This window comes from Paenibacillus sp. J22P165, assembly GCF_059692015.1.
Map to the genome: position 1 here is coordinate 43,358 of NZ_JCAUAP010000020.1, position 17,542 is coordinate 60,899.

At 44.9% G+C, this 17,542-nt stretch carries 12 protein-coding genes; all 12 read left to right on the forward strand.

The genetic code is table 11. From position 1 onward, the window contains the following. The first annotated feature begins 123 nt into the window (after positions 1 to 123). The 12 genes from AC58QM_RS32590 to AC58QM_RS32645 all read left to right on the forward strand — a co-directional run bounded on the left by AC58QM_RS32590 (position 124) and on the right by AC58QM_RS32645 (position 17,532). Positions 124 to 1,029, forward strand: a complete 906-nt coding sequence (locus AC58QM_RS32590) for a Gfo/Idh/MocA family protein (protein WP_497288911.1) — start codon at positions 124 to 126, stop codon at positions 1,027 to 1,029. A 38-nt stretch (positions 1,030 to 1,067) separates the two neighbouring features. Further along, positions 1,068 to 2,051 carry a Gfo/Idh/MocA family protein gene (locus AC58QM_RS32595; RefSeq protein WP_497288912.1) on the forward strand — a complete coding sequence of 328 codons (984 nt, stop codon included), beginning with the start codon at positions 1,068 to 1,070 and terminating at the stop codon, positions 2,049 to 2,051. A gap of 145 nt (positions 2,052 to 2,196) precedes the next feature. After that, complete coding sequence (locus tag AC58QM_RS32600; protein WP_497288913.1) at positions 2,197 to 2,604, forward strand: zinc ribbon domain-containing protein; 408 nt, start codon at positions 2,197 to 2,199, stop codon at positions 2,602 to 2,604. A gap of 5 nt (positions 2,605 to 2,609) precedes the next feature. Further along, complete coding sequence (locus AC58QM_RS32605) at positions 2,610 to 3,203, forward strand: histidine phosphatase family protein (RefSeq protein ID WP_497288914.1); 594 nt, start codon at positions 2,610 to 2,612, stop codon at positions 3,201 to 3,203. 131 nt (positions 3,204 to 3,334) lie between these two features. Next, positions 3,335 to 5,113, forward strand: coding sequence for a sensor histidine kinase (locus tag AC58QM_RS32610; RefSeq protein ID WP_497288915.1), 1,779 nt, complete (start codon positions 3,335 to 3,337; stop codon positions 5,111 to 5,113). Beyond that, on the forward strand, positions 5,088 to 6,695 hold the full coding sequence (locus tag AC58QM_RS32615; RefSeq protein ID WP_497288916.1) for a response regulator transcription factor: 1,608 nt from the start codon (positions 5,088 to 5,090) through the stop codon (positions 6,693 to 6,695). The genes AC58QM_RS32610 and AC58QM_RS32615 overlap by 26 nt, the downstream gene beginning before the upstream one ends. Positions 6,696 to 6,869: 174 nt before the next feature. Next, a complete protein-coding gene (locus tag AC58QM_RS32620) occupies positions 6,870 to 7,826 on the forward strand; it encodes an ABC transporter permease (RefSeq protein WP_497288917.1) in 957 nt (318 codons plus the stop codon). 11 nt (positions 7,827 to 7,837) lie between these two features. Next, complete coding sequence (locus AC58QM_RS32625) at positions 7,838 to 8,812, forward strand: carbohydrate ABC transporter permease (protein WP_497288918.1); 975 nt, start codon at positions 7,838 to 7,840, stop codon at positions 8,810 to 8,812. A 73-nt stretch (positions 8,813 to 8,885) separates the two neighbouring features. After that, entirely contained in the window at positions 8,886 to 10,442 is a 1,557-nt protein-coding gene (locus AC58QM_RS32630) for an ABC transporter substrate-binding protein (RefSeq protein WP_497288919.1), read from the forward strand. Positions 10,443 to 10,501: 59 nt separating this feature from the next. Beyond that, positions 10,502 to 11,704: a CynX/NimT family MFS transporter gene (locus AC58QM_RS32635; protein WP_497288920.1), complete on the forward strand. Its 1,203-nt coding sequence runs from the start codon at positions 10,502 to 10,504 to the stop codon at positions 11,702 to 11,704. Then, a complete protein-coding gene (locus AC58QM_RS32640; RefSeq protein WP_497288921.1) occupies positions 11,701 to 13,560 on the forward strand; it encodes a hypothetical protein in 1,860 nt (619 codons plus the stop codon). Before AC58QM_RS32635 ends, AC58QM_RS32640 begins: the two co-directional genes overlap by 4 nt. A gap of 318 nt (positions 13,561 to 13,878) precedes the next feature. Continuing rightward, the gene (locus AC58QM_RS32645) at positions 13,879 to 17,532 is read left to right on the forward strand and encodes a X2-like carbohydrate binding domain-containing protein (RefSeq protein ID WP_497288922.1); all 3,654 of its coding nucleotides are present in this window, start codon (positions 13,879 to 13,881) and stop codon (positions 17,530 to 17,532) included. The last annotated feature ends 10 nt before the right edge of the window (positions 17,533 to 17,542 follow it).

A 17,542-nucleotide genomic window follows, 5' to 3' on the forward strand; every position in this document is an offset into this window, starting at 1 on the left:
GACTATTAAAAGACTTGTCTCTTAGGTGTCGGTTCATTATGATGAAAGGGAAGGAATATCAATCAACGGATGACATAAGTGCATGTCAAATTCATTTAAACTGGTTTGGAGGTAGTATTTATTATGACTCATTCACCATTACGCATTGGTATTATTGGTATTGATTCCTCACATGCTCCGACGTTTACGCAATTATTGAACGATAAAGAGCATCCTTTTCATGTTACTGGAGGCAAAGTGACGATAGCGTATCCAGGTGGTTCTCCAGATTTCGAGATGAGCTATTCGCGTATCGAAGGATTTACAACGCAGCTTCGTGACCGAGGTGTGCTTATCGTCGATTCTCCAGAGGAAGTAGCTGCGAATTGTGATGGCATTTTGATGACTTCAGTGGATGGCCGCATTCATCTAGAGCAATTTCGTCGCGTGGTGGCCTATCGCAAACCCATTTTCATAGATAAACCGATGACTGTTTCTTCGGCCGAAGCGCGTGAAATCATAGCGTTAGCTCAGCAAAATAACATTCCGCTTATGAGCTGCTCCTCCTTAAGATATGCAGAGGAACTGACAAGCGCTTTGCATGCATCGGATAATAGCCCGATTATTGGTATGGACTGTTATGGACCAATGGCCCTACAAGCGACACAACCAGGTCTATTCTGGTATGGTGTACATACGGTTGAGATGCTTTTCCGAGTATTAGGCAAGGATTGCCTTCATGTAACAGCTGCGACAACAGAAGATCATGATGTGATTACTGGCGTATGGAACAATGGCGTTATTGGTACCATTCGTGGCAATCGTAAGGGGAACGGGCAATTTGGAGCCCTAATTCATCATGAGTCACGTACGCAATTTGTTGATGTGAACAAACATCCTAAACCGTATTATGCGAGTCTTTTGGAGAAGATTATGTCGATGTTTGTGACGGGAGCTCCGGATATCGATGTTGAAGAGACTGTGCAAATCATTCGCTTTATGGAAGCTGCTAATGAGAGTCGACAAACAGGACTTACAGTAAACTTATAAAGGTTTTGCACACAGGAGTTAAGGAGAGGAACACTACGATGGAAAGAGTAGATTTGAAGGTTGCAGTTTTGGGCGCGGGAGCCATTGCTGGTCAGCATTTTGATGCGATACGACGAACCGAGGGATTCGTTGCCTGCGCTGTCGCCGATATTCAAATTGAGAGAGCACAAGCGATTGCTGACAACTATGGTATTCAAGCCTATCGTGATTATCAAGAACTGATTCGTCAAGAACGACCGGATGTCGTGGTCATTGCTTTACCGCATTTTCTACATAGAGAAACAGCCATTTTCGCAGCTGAACATGGTTGTCACTTGATGCTTGAGAAGCCAATGGCGCTCTCTGTTGCCGAATGTGATGAGATCATTGCTGCTGCCACGAAAGCAGATATTCGTATTTTAGTCGGGCATACGCAGCATTATATAGCGGAGAATATTCAAGCGAAGCGGATCGTTGAAAGTGGCGAAATTGGTGAGATTGTGATGATCAATGATGTTCGGCATTTGAATTATTTCCAAGACACACGTCCACAGTGGTTTCTTGAAAAGGACAAATCAGGCGGCGGGATTCTAGCCAACTTAGGTACCCATTCGATCGATAAAATACAGTGGTTGATGGAGAGTCAAGTTCGTAAAGTGAGCGCAAAAGTGAGTCATCATGGCAAAAGAGGAAATGTAGAAGGAAGCGGCGTCATCTACTTAGAGCTAGATAATGGTCTGCCTGCAACGATTGCACAGTCTGGGTATCCGGGAGCTACTCGCAATGAAACGGAGATCATCGGTACAACTGGCATGCTGAAGCTCGTAACAGGAGTTAGTTTGTGGATGAGTCGAGGCGGCGCATATGAACAGGTTGACGTGCCACCAATGGATACGCCATTCGAGCTGCAGTATAAGGATCTATTGAGCGCAATTGCATCGAAAAATGAAACGAGTTGTCCGCCTGTCTATGCGCGAAGTGTGATTGAGGCTCTTGAAGCCGTGTATCAAGCGGCAGAGTCAGGCGTGGAACAATTTCTTTAATATGAGAAAAGGCTGGATACCAATCATCCAGCTTTTTTTGTTATTTCAGCGTAGATAATGGCTTTACTTTGTCATTTTGTCCTGTAGGCAGGTATATTTTACTGGGTATGGAATATAAAAAGAGGTTCTGTAAAGGAGACTAACGATGATTGAATGTCCTTGGTGCCATGAGCAAGTGCAGTTGGTTGACGAGATCTGTCCTGCCTGTAAGCAGGAGGTTTTGACGATCCATTTGAATCAGAGCGAAGAGATCAGCGATGTCGAGGCGTTTTCCGAACAGCTATCCAAGCAGGAGGAACTGTCTGATCTGAGTTTGGAAGAACGGATATCCAATCAATTCAAATGCAGCAAATGTAAGCATACAGCGTGTGGTATCCAGGAAGTAGCGATGACGGGGACTGGACTTAGCAAGATGTTCGATATTCAGCATCACCATTTCTTATTTGTCTCTTGTTTACATTGTGGCTTCGTTGAAATTTATGATCCGAATGTGTTACATGATAAGAAAGCTGGTTCACTAGGTACAATATTAGATCTATTATTTGGAGGATGAATGGCATGACGGTAGTCGGACTCATACGACATGGTTTAACAGATTGGAACACAGAGAAGCGCGTACAGGGACAAACGGATATTCCACTCAACGCGTTTGGGCGTAAACAAGCCGAATTACTGTCCGATAGAATGAAAGATGAGGAATGGGATTACATCTATGCAAGTGATTTGGGTCGTGCTCATGAAACGGCAACATATATTGCAAATGTGAAGCAAATGGAAGTGACAACGGATCAACGCTTACGTGAAATGTTTTGTGGACAGATCGAAGGGACAACGCTTGAAGAACGTGTTGCCAAATGGGGGGAAGACTGGTCCCAATTGGATTTAGGGGTCGAAACACATCAGCAAATTGCTGCCCGCGGTGTGAGTTTCATTCAGGAAGTGATCGAGAGACATCCGAATCAGAAAGTCTTGATCGTCAGTCACGGTGCCTTACTTAGTCTGACGCTAATGGATTTGATCCCACATGAGAACATCGAAGAACATTTACATAATACGTCTGTAACCACATTACGCCATATCGATAGCCGTTGGGAATGCTTGAAGTACAATTGTATTAGGCATTTAAATGGGCTTGCACCCGAAATTGTATAACGATACGCTTCTTGTTATTCCTACTTGACGATAAACCTAAAGTGCGTGGTATGATCATATCGAAGAAAGTAAGGTGCTCATGACGGGGTGCCTTATTTTTATATCTTGATGTTCATGGCGGGTGGAATGAAATGAAAAAACCAACTCTTCGTATCGGTTTGATCCGCAGCTTCCTAGTCATTATTACACCTTTGGTCCTCTTTCTGTATTATGAAAATTACTATGCTATCAAAATTGTTCGAGAGGAAGTGTCGCAATCTACCAGCAATGTACTGGCTATACATATTACACAGATTGATCGCACGCTAGAGGAAATCACGCACTATCTGTTACAACAAATTGTCACATCTGATACCAAATCTGCCTATCTGGATATGGCATCACTGCCAGAAACGAACGGAGATTATACGCTAGCTAAAATCAAAATTCATAATGAACTTACCTCGGGAAGCACCGCTTTCGAGAATTTTCATTCATTCTTCACTTATTCCGTTGAGAAAGAGGATTTTATATTCTCTCGTTCCTCGTTCGCGGATACGAACGATCTGAAAGAAATGTTGGGCGCGTATCTGCGTGAGAAGGTGAACGGACAAACATTCAGTAATTGGATTGTCCTTCGGTATTGGGACAAGAGGTATCTGGTTCGTGTTGCGCAAGCGAGTGATGGGCTATATATCGGGGCTGTCATCCTGTTGGAGGATCTGATTCGACCTCTGCGCGGTTTGGATTATGGCGATCGCTGGGAGGCGATTCTGCTGGATCAGACCGGACAACCGTTAACCAAATCCGTGATGTCACCTGAAACGATGACAGCGGTTAACCGAAAGCTGGTAAGCAATCCACGTGCTTTTCAAGTTTTTGAAAATCCAGCTGACCAAAAGGATTACCTGCTCGTCAGTACGGACTTTCAACAGGCGCCACTTCGCCTGGCGGCCATCATTCCAGAGAAATCGCTGCTGCAGCGTCTGCCATTTTTTCAAGGAGTCATCTATCTCATTCCGCTTGGTGTCATTGTCATCTTTTACTTCTACTCGCATTATTTGCGTAAAATGCTGTTCGGTCCCATGAACTCATTAATTATGGGCATGCGGCGGGTCGTAAAAGGGGACATGGAAATCGGATTAAAGGAAGCGAAGACAGAGGAATTAAATTTTCTGATTACAACGTTTAATCACATGGTATCGCAAATTAGCCATCTCAAAATTAACGTGTACGAAGAGATGTTGAAGGCCCAGCAATCGGAATTTAAACATTTGCAAGCTCAGATCAATCCACATTTTTATCTAAACTCCCTGAATATTATTAACAGTCTTTCTACGCTGGGGGAGAACGATCTGATCAAAAAGATGACGGAGCATCTAGCTGATTATTTCCGATTTATAACAAGATCGCATCGGGATACGATTACGATGGATGAAGAAGTACGGCATATCCGCAATTATCTGGAGATTCAAATGCTTCGTTTTCCAGAGAAAATTACGTATAGCATTGATCTGCCCGAACAGTTTTCTCGTACGATGATTCTTCCCTTGATGATCCAACCCTTTGTCGAGAACGCGGTTATTCACGGAATGGAAGAGGGGAGCAAGCCTTTCCATATCGAAATTTCCGCAGGTAATTGTCAAGAAGATCCGAACTGTCTGGAAATTCTCATTCGCGATAACGGCGTAGGCTTCACACCAGAAGTCTTGTCAACGTTTAATCAGAAAAAATTCGGAGATGGAACAGGAACCCATATGGGCATTTGGAATGTGTACCGGAGGATGCGTATGGCTTTTGGCGATCAGGCGGAGGTAACCTTCTTGTTAGGTGAGCCGAATGGCGCTATTGTTCGTCTGATTATTCCGGCAATTGGCGCATTTCACGAAATGGAGGAGGAAGAAGATGGCAAAGTTGATGATCGTCGATGATGAGGTGTACGTGCTGCGTGCCATGATGAGGTCTATCGATTTTGCGGCACTTGGTTTTGAAGAAGTGTATCAGGCCATGGGCGGCAAAGAAGCTATGGAAATATTGAAAGCGCATTCTATTAATCTAATCATTTGTGATATCGAAATGCCTGGCATGAGCGGCTTGGAGCTCATTGAATGGGTGAATGATCATTATCCCGAAGTGGAAACCATTTTCTTAACCGGACATGCCGAATTCTCCTATGCGAAAAAAGCCGTACAATTAGGCAGCTTTGAATATTTGCTTAAGCCTGTCAGAACAGAAGAGTTAATCCTAACGGTGAACAATGCGATTGAGAAGATCAATGAAAACAAAAATGCAGCGCAAATGGTGGAAACGAGCAAGAAATACCGGACCTTATGGGAACGCCAGAAGTCGGTCGTTGTTGAACGGTACTGGCAGAATCTACTGTCAGGCCGAATTATTCCGGAGGCGAACAATCTACAAGCGGTCAATTTGCCGTTAAAGACCGACTCGCAAATCTTGCCAATTCTTATCTCTATTGAGCAATGGCACAAGGAGTTCAGCTTACGTGATGAGGATACGTTGGAGTATGCGATTCGCAACGCAGCGTCTGAGATCCTTCTAGGCGGCTTTGCCGGGGACATTATCAAAGATGAGAATGGCATTTTATTTGCACTTGTTTATGAGTTACCCGAACGGTCGTCGAAACCAGAAGTATTGGCAGAGGCTTGCCGGACGTTCGCTGACGCCTGCGCGCGTTATTTTTACTGTACGGTTTCCTGCTATATTGGGCATGCGGTACCGTTTCAAGAGTTAACAGAGGTGTACCATCGTTTGATCGAAATGGAGCAAGAGAATTTGTCCAATCCGCTATCTGTTCAGCAGCTGAATCAATCGGTACGGTCTAATCATACTAGCAAGCATCCGTTCGCCATCCCATGGTCGGATTGGGTCATTCTTTTTGAAACAGGTAATAAAACAGAGCTCTTAAAGCGGTTAGATCAATTATTTGCTGGAATGCAGGAGGGTGGTGCGGATACGGAGTCGGCAAGTGCCCTGTATCATGCACTAGTTTATATGATCTATCATGTTGCGCATAAGAACGGCTTTTCGGTGAAAGAGTGGTCAGGACTTCGCGAACGCAGCGGAGAATTAAATGCCATTCGTTCGATTTCCCAATTGAAGACATGGGCGGAGAAAATCATCGATACGGGGTCCCGCTATCTCGAATCCCAAAGAAATGAAAGTTCTCAAATTATTCAGAAGACAAAGCAATTCATTAAAGCCAACTTGAAGGACGTTACACGGGAAAAAGCCGCCGGTTACATTTACTTGAATTCCGCTTATCTGTCACGCATATTCAAACGGGAAACGGGTCAATCCCTGATTGATTTCATCATTAATGCGAAGATGGATCGGGCCAAAATTTTGTTGACGGAATCGAGTCTGAAAATTGTTGATATCTGTGAGGAGATTGGCTACGAGAATTACTCGCATTTCGGTCAAGCGTTTAAGAAAAAAGTTGGCATCTCGCCAGTGGAATTCCGTAAACGATTCCAAAATCTAGAATTAAAGTAATGGTTGATTTCCTCGAAAGTTTGGCACGATGCCAGACTTTTTTTGTTTTCGTTACATGTACCTGCTTCAAAGCAGTCACAAAATCGAGATAGGAGTCACGCTACCCGATAGAGAGAGAGAGAGAACGACAGTATACTAGGAGTATAGGAATTAAGTGAAAGGTGTGACAAACGCATGAAAGGCAATAACATGAATCTCAAGTCACGGAATATGTTCGTACGATTCTTGCGAAATGTGAGGAAAGACAAGGCGCTGCTTCTGCTGCTTCTGCCTGGCGTCCTGTATCTAATTCTAAACAACTACCTGCCCATGTTCGGTGTCGTCATTGCTTTTAAACACATCGACTACTCCAAAGGGATTCTCGGAAGCGACTGGGTTGGATTCGATAACTTCAAGTTCCTGTTCGCTACGAAGGATATTTGGCTCATTACGCGAAACACAGTGCTTTATAATGCGTTGTTTATTTTACTCCATCTCGTCATTCCCGTTGGGTTTGCCATTGCGCTGAATGAGTTGAGAGTGCGGCTTGCAGCACGATTTTATCAAAGCGTCATGTTTCTGCCGTACTTCCTGTCCATGATCGTGGTCAGCTATCTGGGGTATTCCTTGTTAAATAGTGAGTATGGCTTTATTAACAAATCATTGCTCGAACCGCTCGGATTTCCTGCGATATCCTGGTATAGCGAGGTCAAGTACTGGCCATATATACTCCCGCTCGTGAACATTTGGAAGTCTGTTGGCTACTACAGCATCGTATACTTGGCGGCGATCATCGGAATCGATAACGAGTACTACGAAGCAGCTCACATCGATGGTGCGAGCAAATGGCAGCAGATTACACGCATTACCATTCCGCTCATTCGTCCTGTGCTCATCATCTTGATGCTATTGCAGGTTGGTAAAATTTTCAATGCGGATTTTGGTTTATTCTATCAAGTACCGCTTGATTCGGGAGCGCTCTACTCAGCCACACAGGTTATTGATACGTATGTGTATCGCGCGCTTCTTACGCTCGGAGACATTGGGATGTCCTCAGCTGCTGGTTTATATCAGGCTTTCGTAGGGTTTGTTCTTGTGCTAACCACGAATTATGTGGTGCGTAAAATCGATAAAGAGAATGCATTGTTCTAGGAGGAGTCGAAATGAAAGAAACTGTTCAGAAGTTGACTGTAGCCTCACAAGCTCCACCGCAGGGTAGCAGACTTTCGCTAACAAGGCGGAAGCGCGAAATCAATGCCATTAAAAGACCGACTGAATTTGTATTGCATCTGTTCTTCCTGCTGTTCTCAGCTGCCTGTATTTTTCCAGTGCTCGTTGTGTTGGGCGTTTCGCTGACGGATCAGGATACGATTTACCTGTACGGCTATAATGTCATCCCGCGTGTATTCAGCTGGTCTGCGTATGAGTATCTATTACGAGATCTCGGACCGATCCTCAATTCGTATATGATTACGATCTTCGTGACGGTATTCGGAACAGTCATTGCGCTCACGATTACAGCCTTGGTCGCGTATCCGTTATCCCGGCAAGATTTTTCGTTTCGAAATTTCTTCTCCTTTTTCGTCTTCTTCACGATGATTTTCGGCGGTGGGTTGGTACCTTGGTATCTCGTGTATACGAACTTCATCGATCTGCGGGACACCATTTGGGCTTTAATTGTACCCAATCATTTGCTAGGTGCCTTTTACGTAATTATCATGCGGACGTTTTTTACGACTAGCATTCATCCGTCCATTCTAGAATCAGCAAAGATTGATGGAGCTGGTGAGATCCGGATTTTTACACAAATCGTTCTTCCGTTATCGCTGCCAGTGCTAGCGACCATCGGCCTGTTCTATACGCTAAGCTACTGGAATGATTGGTTCAATTCCTTGGTGTTTTTGAATTCAGATAAGCTGATTTCGATTCAATATATGATGTATAAAGCGCTTCGAAACTTGCAATATCTAACTACCATTGCTGTGGATAGCGGAATAAGCGATCAGACTGCCAAACTTCCGAGCGAAACAGCTCGGATGGCGATGGCGATCATTGGGATGGGGCCGATTGTCCTGGCGTATCCATTCTTCCAGAAATATTTTGTGAAAGGTTTAACGGTTGGCGCAGTTAAAGGGTAGGCTTCATCCGGCTATCGTGCCGGTCGAGCATAGAGCAAGTTCATAAATACGAACTAAATGGAGGGTTAAAAAAATGAAATCGATTCGCACTAGAATTGGCGCTGCCCTAGGGTTCACCCTAACCGCAAGCCTTGTGCTCAGCGCCTGCTCCTCAGGTACGTCTAGCACCAGCACTAGCACCCCAGCACCCGCTACAAGCGCAACTCCGGCTGCTTCCGCCGCAGCTCAGCCAAAGCTAGACCCGTACACGATTAAGATGTTCGTTCCTGGTGTGCCACAGAAAGATCAAGAGCTTGTGAATGCGGAGATTAGCAAGTATTTGAAAGACAAGATTAATGTAACACTCGATATGCAGGTCATTGATTGGGGTAGTTGGGCGGATAAAATGAATTTAAAATATGCGTCCAACGAAGTGTTCGATATTACGTGGACGACATCATGGGATAACTGGGTTGGCAAAATCCAAAACAAATCGATCATTCCGCTTGATGACTTGATAGCCAAATATGGGCAAGATGCAGTGAAAATTGTGAATCCTAAAGTGATGAACGGGATCAAGTATAACGGTGTCACCTATGGAATGCCGACTAACAAGGAATTTGCCGCCAATAAAGGTTTCCTGGTACGCAAAGATTTAGTGGATAAGTATAAGTTCGATCTCAGTACTGTGAAAAAACCGGAAGATATGGAACCGTTCTTTGATGTCATTAAGAAGAATGAACCGGGGATGATTCCGTTCTTAAGCAGCAAGGGCAATGCGCTATTTATTGCTGTGCAAGAAGGAAATTTTTATGGGGCAAGCTCCAGTGCAACGAATCTTGGTGTCTTGGATCGTAACAACAAAGATCTGAAACTAGTTGACCTTTACAGCGATCCACGCTACATGGATATGCTGAAACTAGCGAATAAATGGTACAAAGCCGGGTTCATCAACAAAGATGCTGCTACGTTGACTGACTTCGCAGGTACGTACCGTTCAGGTAAAGTATTTGCTTTCCCTGAAACATTGAAACCGGGTAAAGATTTGGAAGTGTCGCAAGCGAGCGGTCAAAAATGGGTTCAGGTTGAGTTTACGAAGCCACTGATTACAACAGGCAGTGTACTTGGAAATATGTTGTCAATTTCCCGTACGTCCAAAAATCCAGAACGTGTCATGATGTTCCTGAATCTGTTGTATTCGGATAAAACATTGCTCAATATGATTGCATTCGGGCTTGAAGGCAAGCACTTTGTGAAGAAAGACGCGAATACAATTGACTTCCCGCAGGGTGTCACAGCGCAAACTTCCGGATATTCGCTCGGAGCGCCTTACATGTTCGGTAATCAATTCAATGATTATCTCTGGACGAACGAAGATCCGCAAAAATGGGATAAATACAATAAATTTAATACAGACGGAGAAGAAGCGAAGGGTATTGGCTTTATTTTCAACAATGAAAATGTGAAAAACGAAATCAGTGCTTACACCAATGCATTAGCTGAGTTCTACCCTGGTTTGATCACAGGTACATTAGACCCTGTAGAATACCTGCCTAAGATGGTTGAGAAGTTGAAAGCAGCGGGTATGGATAAAATTAACAAGGAAGTTCAAACACAGCTGGATGCATGGGCAGCAGCTAACAAAAAATAATGAATACAGGGACGGCTCCGATAATCGGGGCCGTTCCCATTTAAGTAAGGGTGAGCTGCATGTGGAAAATTGAGAAAAATAAACTAGCCATGGTCATTGCCATTGTACTCATTGCCTCAAATTTGCGGGCGCCATTAACGTCCATTAGTCCGCTGTTAGAATCGATTAGTCAAAAGTTGAACTTATCTCATCTTGTGGCAGGTACATTAACGACGCTGCCCCTGATGGCATTTGCAGCTTTTTCTATCCTGTCGCCACGTCTCGCCAATCGCTTTGGTCTAGAACGTGTCGTGTTGGCGGCATTATTACTGCTGGCTTCAGGCCTTCTGCTGAGGCCATGGTCGGGTGTAAGTCTGCTGCTTGTCGGTACGACGATGGCTGGCATGGGCATCGCCGTGGGCAATGTCTTGCTGCCCTCTTTGCTGAATCGTTATTTTCCTGACCGACTTGGATTTATGACAGGCATCTACACCGTCTCGATGAATCTAACAGGATCCATTGCTTCCGCCACAAGTATCCCCATTGCCAGATCATTAGGTTGGGGATGGGAGAAAACGTTGGCCTTATGGGGATTCCTTGCCATCGTAACCGCATCCTATTGGATGTATTGCATCCGAGCTCGTAGCCAGGCAACGCAAGCCGTTAATCCAAGTTCAAAAGGTAAACGTATATCTTTATGGCGATATAAACTGTCCTGGCAAATTACGTTGTATTTGGGTCTGCAATCCTTCTTTTTCTACGTGGTTATGGCTTGGCTGCCTGATATAGCAGCGGAACGCGGAGTCGGGGCAGGCACCTCAGGTGTGATGGTCGCTTTGATGCAATTTGCTGGGCTGCCTTTTAATTTTGTTGTACCCTTGATCGCAGTTAAGGTAAAGAATCAGCGCGTATTAGCTTTGACCAGTGCCGCCATGTCGATTAGCGGTGTTATTTGCTTATTTATGAATCATGCAGTGCTGCTTGCCCTAGGGGGTGCATTAATTGGCAGTGCGGCTGGTTTTGCCTTTAGCCTGACCATGATGTTTTTTAATTTGCGAACGAACAGCGCACGTCAAGCAGCAGAAATATCCGGCATGGCACAATCTATCGGGTATACGCTTGCTTGTACAGGGCCCGCTTTATTCGGCTGGCTGCATGATTTGAGCGGAGGCTGGCGTATGCCGCTTAGCGTACTTTTCGTAGCTATCATCGTGTTCTTATGGGCAGGGCTTGGTGCAGGAAGAAATATTCGGCTGCCAGAGGAGGAGAGGTTATCTGCATGAAGGTTGAGGAAATTATTGAGCATCTAGGTATTATCCGAACGGGGGCAGATTCATGGCTGTTACATGAAGACAGCCAACAAGTTCGCAAGCGAATCCTTACCGATGCTGCTTATTTACCATATCTAGATCAATTAGTTGGAGAAGGGGATCGATTTTTGCAGACGCCGATCCCCGATCTGGCATGGTCGCTTTTCCGTAGAATATGGGAAGATGGAAACCGCAAGACGTATGAGGCAGATTATTTCCGTCGGAGGCAAAGATTAGCCGCATTAGGGTTATTGAGTTGGCTATGGCCTGAGCGCGAAGATTATCGGGATGGGTTGCTAGATATCGTCTGGGCAATCTGCAACGAGTTTTCTTGGTGTGTGCCCGCACATTTTGAGAACATGCCAGGCAATATAGTGATAAGGCAGTCCGTTCTTGATCCCCATATTGGTAATCATGATCCCGCGTTAGAAATTGATCTCTTCGCAGCGGAAACTGCGTTTACGTTAGCAGAGATCCTGCAGCTTACGGGAGATTGGTGGCCGGAGGCTGTACGAGGTCGTATTTATCGAGAAATATATCGCCGAGTATTTATTCCCTATTTGAATAATGCTTATTTTTGGGAAGCTGTGCGTAATAATTGGGCGGCGGTCTGTGCGGGATCGATTGCCGCAGCTGCGATTTATTTAATTGAAGATTCGCAGGAGCTTGCCTTGGTACTAGCGAAAGCGCTGCCGATTCTCGACCTATTCCTGGAAGGTTTTGGAGAAGATGGTGCGTGCTTGGAAGGCTATATGTATTGGAGTTATGGCTTTGGATTTTATACGTATGCTGCACAACTCCTAGAACGCAGGACCGCTGGAGGCATTAATCTTTTTGATCATTCAAAAGTAAAAGAAATCGCGTTATTTCAGCAAAAATGTTTTTTGACAGGGAGAAAAACCGTCAACTTCTCTGATTCGCAAGATGAGGCGGATGTGAATATCGGACTTACCCACGAATGGGCTAGAAGAGTACCTGAAATGCATATCCCTGCATACAGCTTCGAGGGCAAGTTGATTTATGATCATTGCGGACGTTTTGCACCAGCGCTGCGTAAATTGATTTGGTTTGACGCGAACCTCAAAGGAACGGACTGGGAGGAAGCTTCTTATTATTTGCCCGATGCACAATGGGTGATTTCACGTGTTCACCAACCGAATGGCACCTTTTGCTTCGCTGCAAAAGGCGGTTACAATGATGAGCCACATAATCATAATGACATCGGTCATTTTATTTTGACTGCGGATGAAGAAACTTTTCTTGCCGATATGGGCGCCGGTCTCTATACCAAGCAGTATTTTAGTCCAGCTCGATACACGTTTATAGGCAATGGGGCGCAGGGACATTCCATTCCGATGATTAATCATGAACTTCAGCTCACGGGCAAGGAGATTAAGGCCAAGGTGCTTGAGGCGGATATCGGTCTCGAGTGTGACCGGTTTACATTGGATTTGAAAGATACTTACGGACAATTGAATTTATACGCATTTGAACGTAGTTGGACGTGGCAGAAAGATTGCAATCCTCCTAGACTTCAACTTGAGGATCAATTCGTGTTTACTGAAGGCATAAACTCGGTGAAGGAACGGTTTATTTGTGCCATGGAGCCTAAGATACATGAGCAAGGGCGAGTCGAGCTGGAGGGCACCCGCTATAGGTTAGTCATTCAGTTTGATAATGAATTGCTGAACCCGAGTGTGGAGCAACTGAACTTTATGAACCATTTTGGCAAGGAAGTTAACTTCTATGCCTTAGACTTTAAACTCAAACGAGATGTTATCGAGAATGCGCAGCGTATCCGCTTTGCGTTTCACTTTGAATTCATCTAGTTCGATGCTGACATTGTACAAGAGGTTACAAATTCGATGTTAATGTCATGTAATCATATAGTCGGGGGAAATTTACAACTGTTAATATGTGGGTGAACTGAAAACGATTTCACTTGGAGGTGAGAAAATTACATATGAAAAGGCGAGGAACAGCAGGCTGGCTATCCCCAGAAACTAGGTGATCAAGCTTTCGAGTGTTTTCTTCAGGATCACGTCAACCATGCGGAGCTAATTGTGAATGACGAGTTGTTAAAGTCCGTTACAGCTAAAGTATTGCTCGAACAGTAAGGAAATTCGAGATAATGACGAGGTGGCAGAATGAGAAAACTAGTAACCATGTTTACATTGGCAGCTCTCTTATTCAGCATGATTCCTTTATCAACGCAAGAGGCCGAGGCCGCAAATGTAACCGTTTTATCTGAAAACTTTGAAAATACAACTGTTGGCCAAGTTCCTGCGGGATGGGTTGCTTCAGCAAGTCCCAATTTAGTCAGTGTTGTGGCAGATACATATGGCAACCGCTCATTGTCCACGACAGAAAATAGTAACAGTACGGCAAACACAGCTTACTATAACTTTACTTCCCCCATTACCACTTCATTTAGTGTAGATTTACGTGCTAAGACGAGTGCAATCAATTCTGGATTCGAAGGCTACTTCTTTGCATTGAAAAATGCAAACGATGAAAAAGTGGTCGAGTTGTTATTTTACAACAACACGATTTCACGCAGATCGGGTGCAAATGGTAAGACGACCGTAAAAGCGGGCATCGTGGCGAATCAGTGGTACAACATTCATGTGGATGTTGATATGGTTGCCAAGAAATATAGTGTAGCGATTGATGGAGTACCGGTTTCTTCGGCTGCCAATATCGCACTTTACACGCCGACTGCGACCGAAGTTTCTCAGTTTTCGTTCTCTTCGTATCGGTTACAGTCGGGGACAACCGCAGTGGACGATATCGTCATTGTTAAAGAAACTGGAGGGGGTTCAACAAACCAAGCTCCAACTGCAGTGACATTAAATGTGTATGGCACGCCGACACTTGGGAATACGATATCTGGCAACTACATCTTTAGCGATGCAGAATTGGATCCTGAAGGAGCGTCGCTCTACAAGTGGTACCGGGGCACTCAAGCAAATGGTTCGGATAGAACGGCTATTACGAATGCCGTGAATGCCGACTATACAATTATGTCGGAAGATATAGGCAAATTCTTATTTTTTGGTGTGACACCTGTTGCGCAGCAGGGGACGACAACTGGGACACATATCGTAAGCACTGGCGTATATGTATCACAACCACCTACTTCCCCACAGGCTGGCACCGTGATCGGTAATAGGATTACCTTTGACAGTAATAATCGGTTTATAGATGATTTGACTAATTTCTCAAAAGTGTTTAGTTACAAAGGAACGACCATGAACAGTGGCGGTGCGGTTGGCGTAGCTGGCGATTTGTCGTACTATGCCGGTACGAACGACTTTAAGTCGTTGGATATGGAAGTCACTTATAATAAATGGACGCTGAACTTTACGGTTCAAAATGAACTGTCTGTCTACGAAGCGGTGTACAACAGTCAGACAGGTACTTTTGAAAACGGCAAAAAAGTGACCCTGCTTCGCAAGCTTCGTCCGGAACTCATGACATCCGGGGTTCAGTATGTGAAAGCAACATACTCGACGGCTGAACCGATTACTCCGGGAACCCAATATCTCCGCGTCATTTTGCCACAATCCGGATTTTATGGAGATACAGCAACAGCAAATGATTTCAGAATTGATCAAATCACGATCGATAGTTCCCTATCAACGACAGCGCCATTGGGTGGTTATCTGATTGATGATGCATCCAGTTTTGCCATGTACACTGCGGGGAGCGATACGAGTAATCTACAAGTGGTCACTCCGACAAATATAGCGGATATTCGAACTTTCGGCACATCTTCTTATATTAAACGCAGGGATCCGACGGTTGCTTCGATGATGACGTATGCAGCTCCAGCAGGTAAGGATTTCAAAAATGCTTACGTTGAAGGCTATTATTTCGGCAATGTGCCGAGCAGTCAGGCCATGGAGATCTGGACTTCGATTAATGGCACCGATTTCACAGTTTACAATATCGCAGGTGTTTACAAGCATCCGGCTTTCGGATCATTAGCCAATAACAGCATTCCGGATGTTCTGCAGGCTAATTATTTACCGCCAGGCGTGAAATTCGTAAGAGTTAAGCTGGTTGGAAATATAGCCAACGGGTTCCCTTACTTGACGAAGATGGCATTTGGCTATGGGGCAGAAGTGCCTGTAACTCCAATTGATACGGACATTGTGATCAAAAAGGCATCAGGTGAAATAGTACTAGATGGTGTGGTTGACACCGATACGAACGGTAATCCGACTGGTGAATGGGCTGGCAGCGAGCTGCTGCGCATTGCAGGTGTAACCGATAATAATGGGGATAAGCACAGTGCGGACATTTATTTTAAATACGATGAGAAGAAGCTATATCTCGGAGCTAAAATCAAAGATCCAACACCAATGATCAACACCAAAACAGGAACTGGCATTTGGAATGGCGACGTGCTGGAATTGTTTATGGGCGCTGAAGATCTCGATTATTCCCTGTATCCTGACAAAAAGGGTACAATGCTTCCTACAGATATTCAGCTGGTACTCGGAAGTGGGATTGATTTTGGTTATCAATCTTACATGGCCATCAATGGCGTGAATTCCAAACCGTCTGTCTTCATGGAGCTCATGAAGGACGCGGATGGCAAAGGTTATACGATGGAAGCGGCCATACCTCTACACGCATTAGGATTATCTCAGCCGTGGACGGGCAAACCATTCATACTGAACGCATTCCTAAGTGATGGAGGCTTTGCCAGCCGTGGGCAATGGGGTTGGACGATTAATGGCGAGCAAAACAAAAAGGTAAGAGGAAACTTTGGCAAGATAGCGTTTGAGCCAGCGTCACCTCCACCTTCGGAAATGCAATTGTCTGCAGTTGTTGATTCTAGCGCGCAATTCGTAACGGTGAGTGGGCAAACCATTCATGTTCAGGATAAGTATGTGACGATGGCGATGCAAGATGCAACTGGAGCTACGATCACGTTGGATCAAACGATGAGCGACGAAGATGGTAACTTTGCGTTCGTGTTCGATTTGAGCGGTTTGGCGAATCGTAAAGGAACGTACACAGTAAAGGTTGGCGGCCAAGGTATCCAAGTTCCGCAAACAGCAGCTTTTACAGTTGGTGATGGAGTTTCAACGATATCCCCACTTGCGGCTTCGTTTGACAAGAACGTTTCGAAGCAAGCTGACGTGAACGTTGATATGAACTTGAATGGGAACACGCTGACGGCGATCAAGAATGGAACTTACCTGCTTGCTGCGGGTACAGACTATGTTGTGAACGGAAATCGAGTGGTTCTGTCTAAGACGTACCTCGCTACATTGCCTGTAGGTAGCGTGAGTATATCTTTCGAGTTTAGCGCAGGCGCTGCTTCTGCGTTGACCCTTCAAGTGATTAATACGATATATTCAGAAGAAAATGTGAGTATCGTTGTTATTTCCAATGGGCTCCAAGTTAGCCTTCCAGCGGAAGATTTTACTGCCAAAGGAAAGAAAAAGTTCGATATCAAGTCGGATGAGCTAAACGTGAGCATCCCATCAGGAGTGGTCAAACAAGTAGCTGCTTTGACAACTGGATCAGAATGGAAGAGTGCAGTGGCGACATTCAACATCACGCCACTTGCTGTCCCTGAGTTTCAAGGAATTGCTAAAGTAAGCAGTGAAAATCACAATTTCGTTTTGAGTGTGACAAATCCTTCTGGTCAGAACTTTAGCGTTACTCAATTCGATGAGCCGGTCACACTTCGTCTGGATCTCGATGGCAATGCGGCGGCGAAGCGGGCGGCTATTGACTACATTTTGGAATATGGCCTATTGTCTTACATCGGCGGCCAATGAGGAGGGTAAC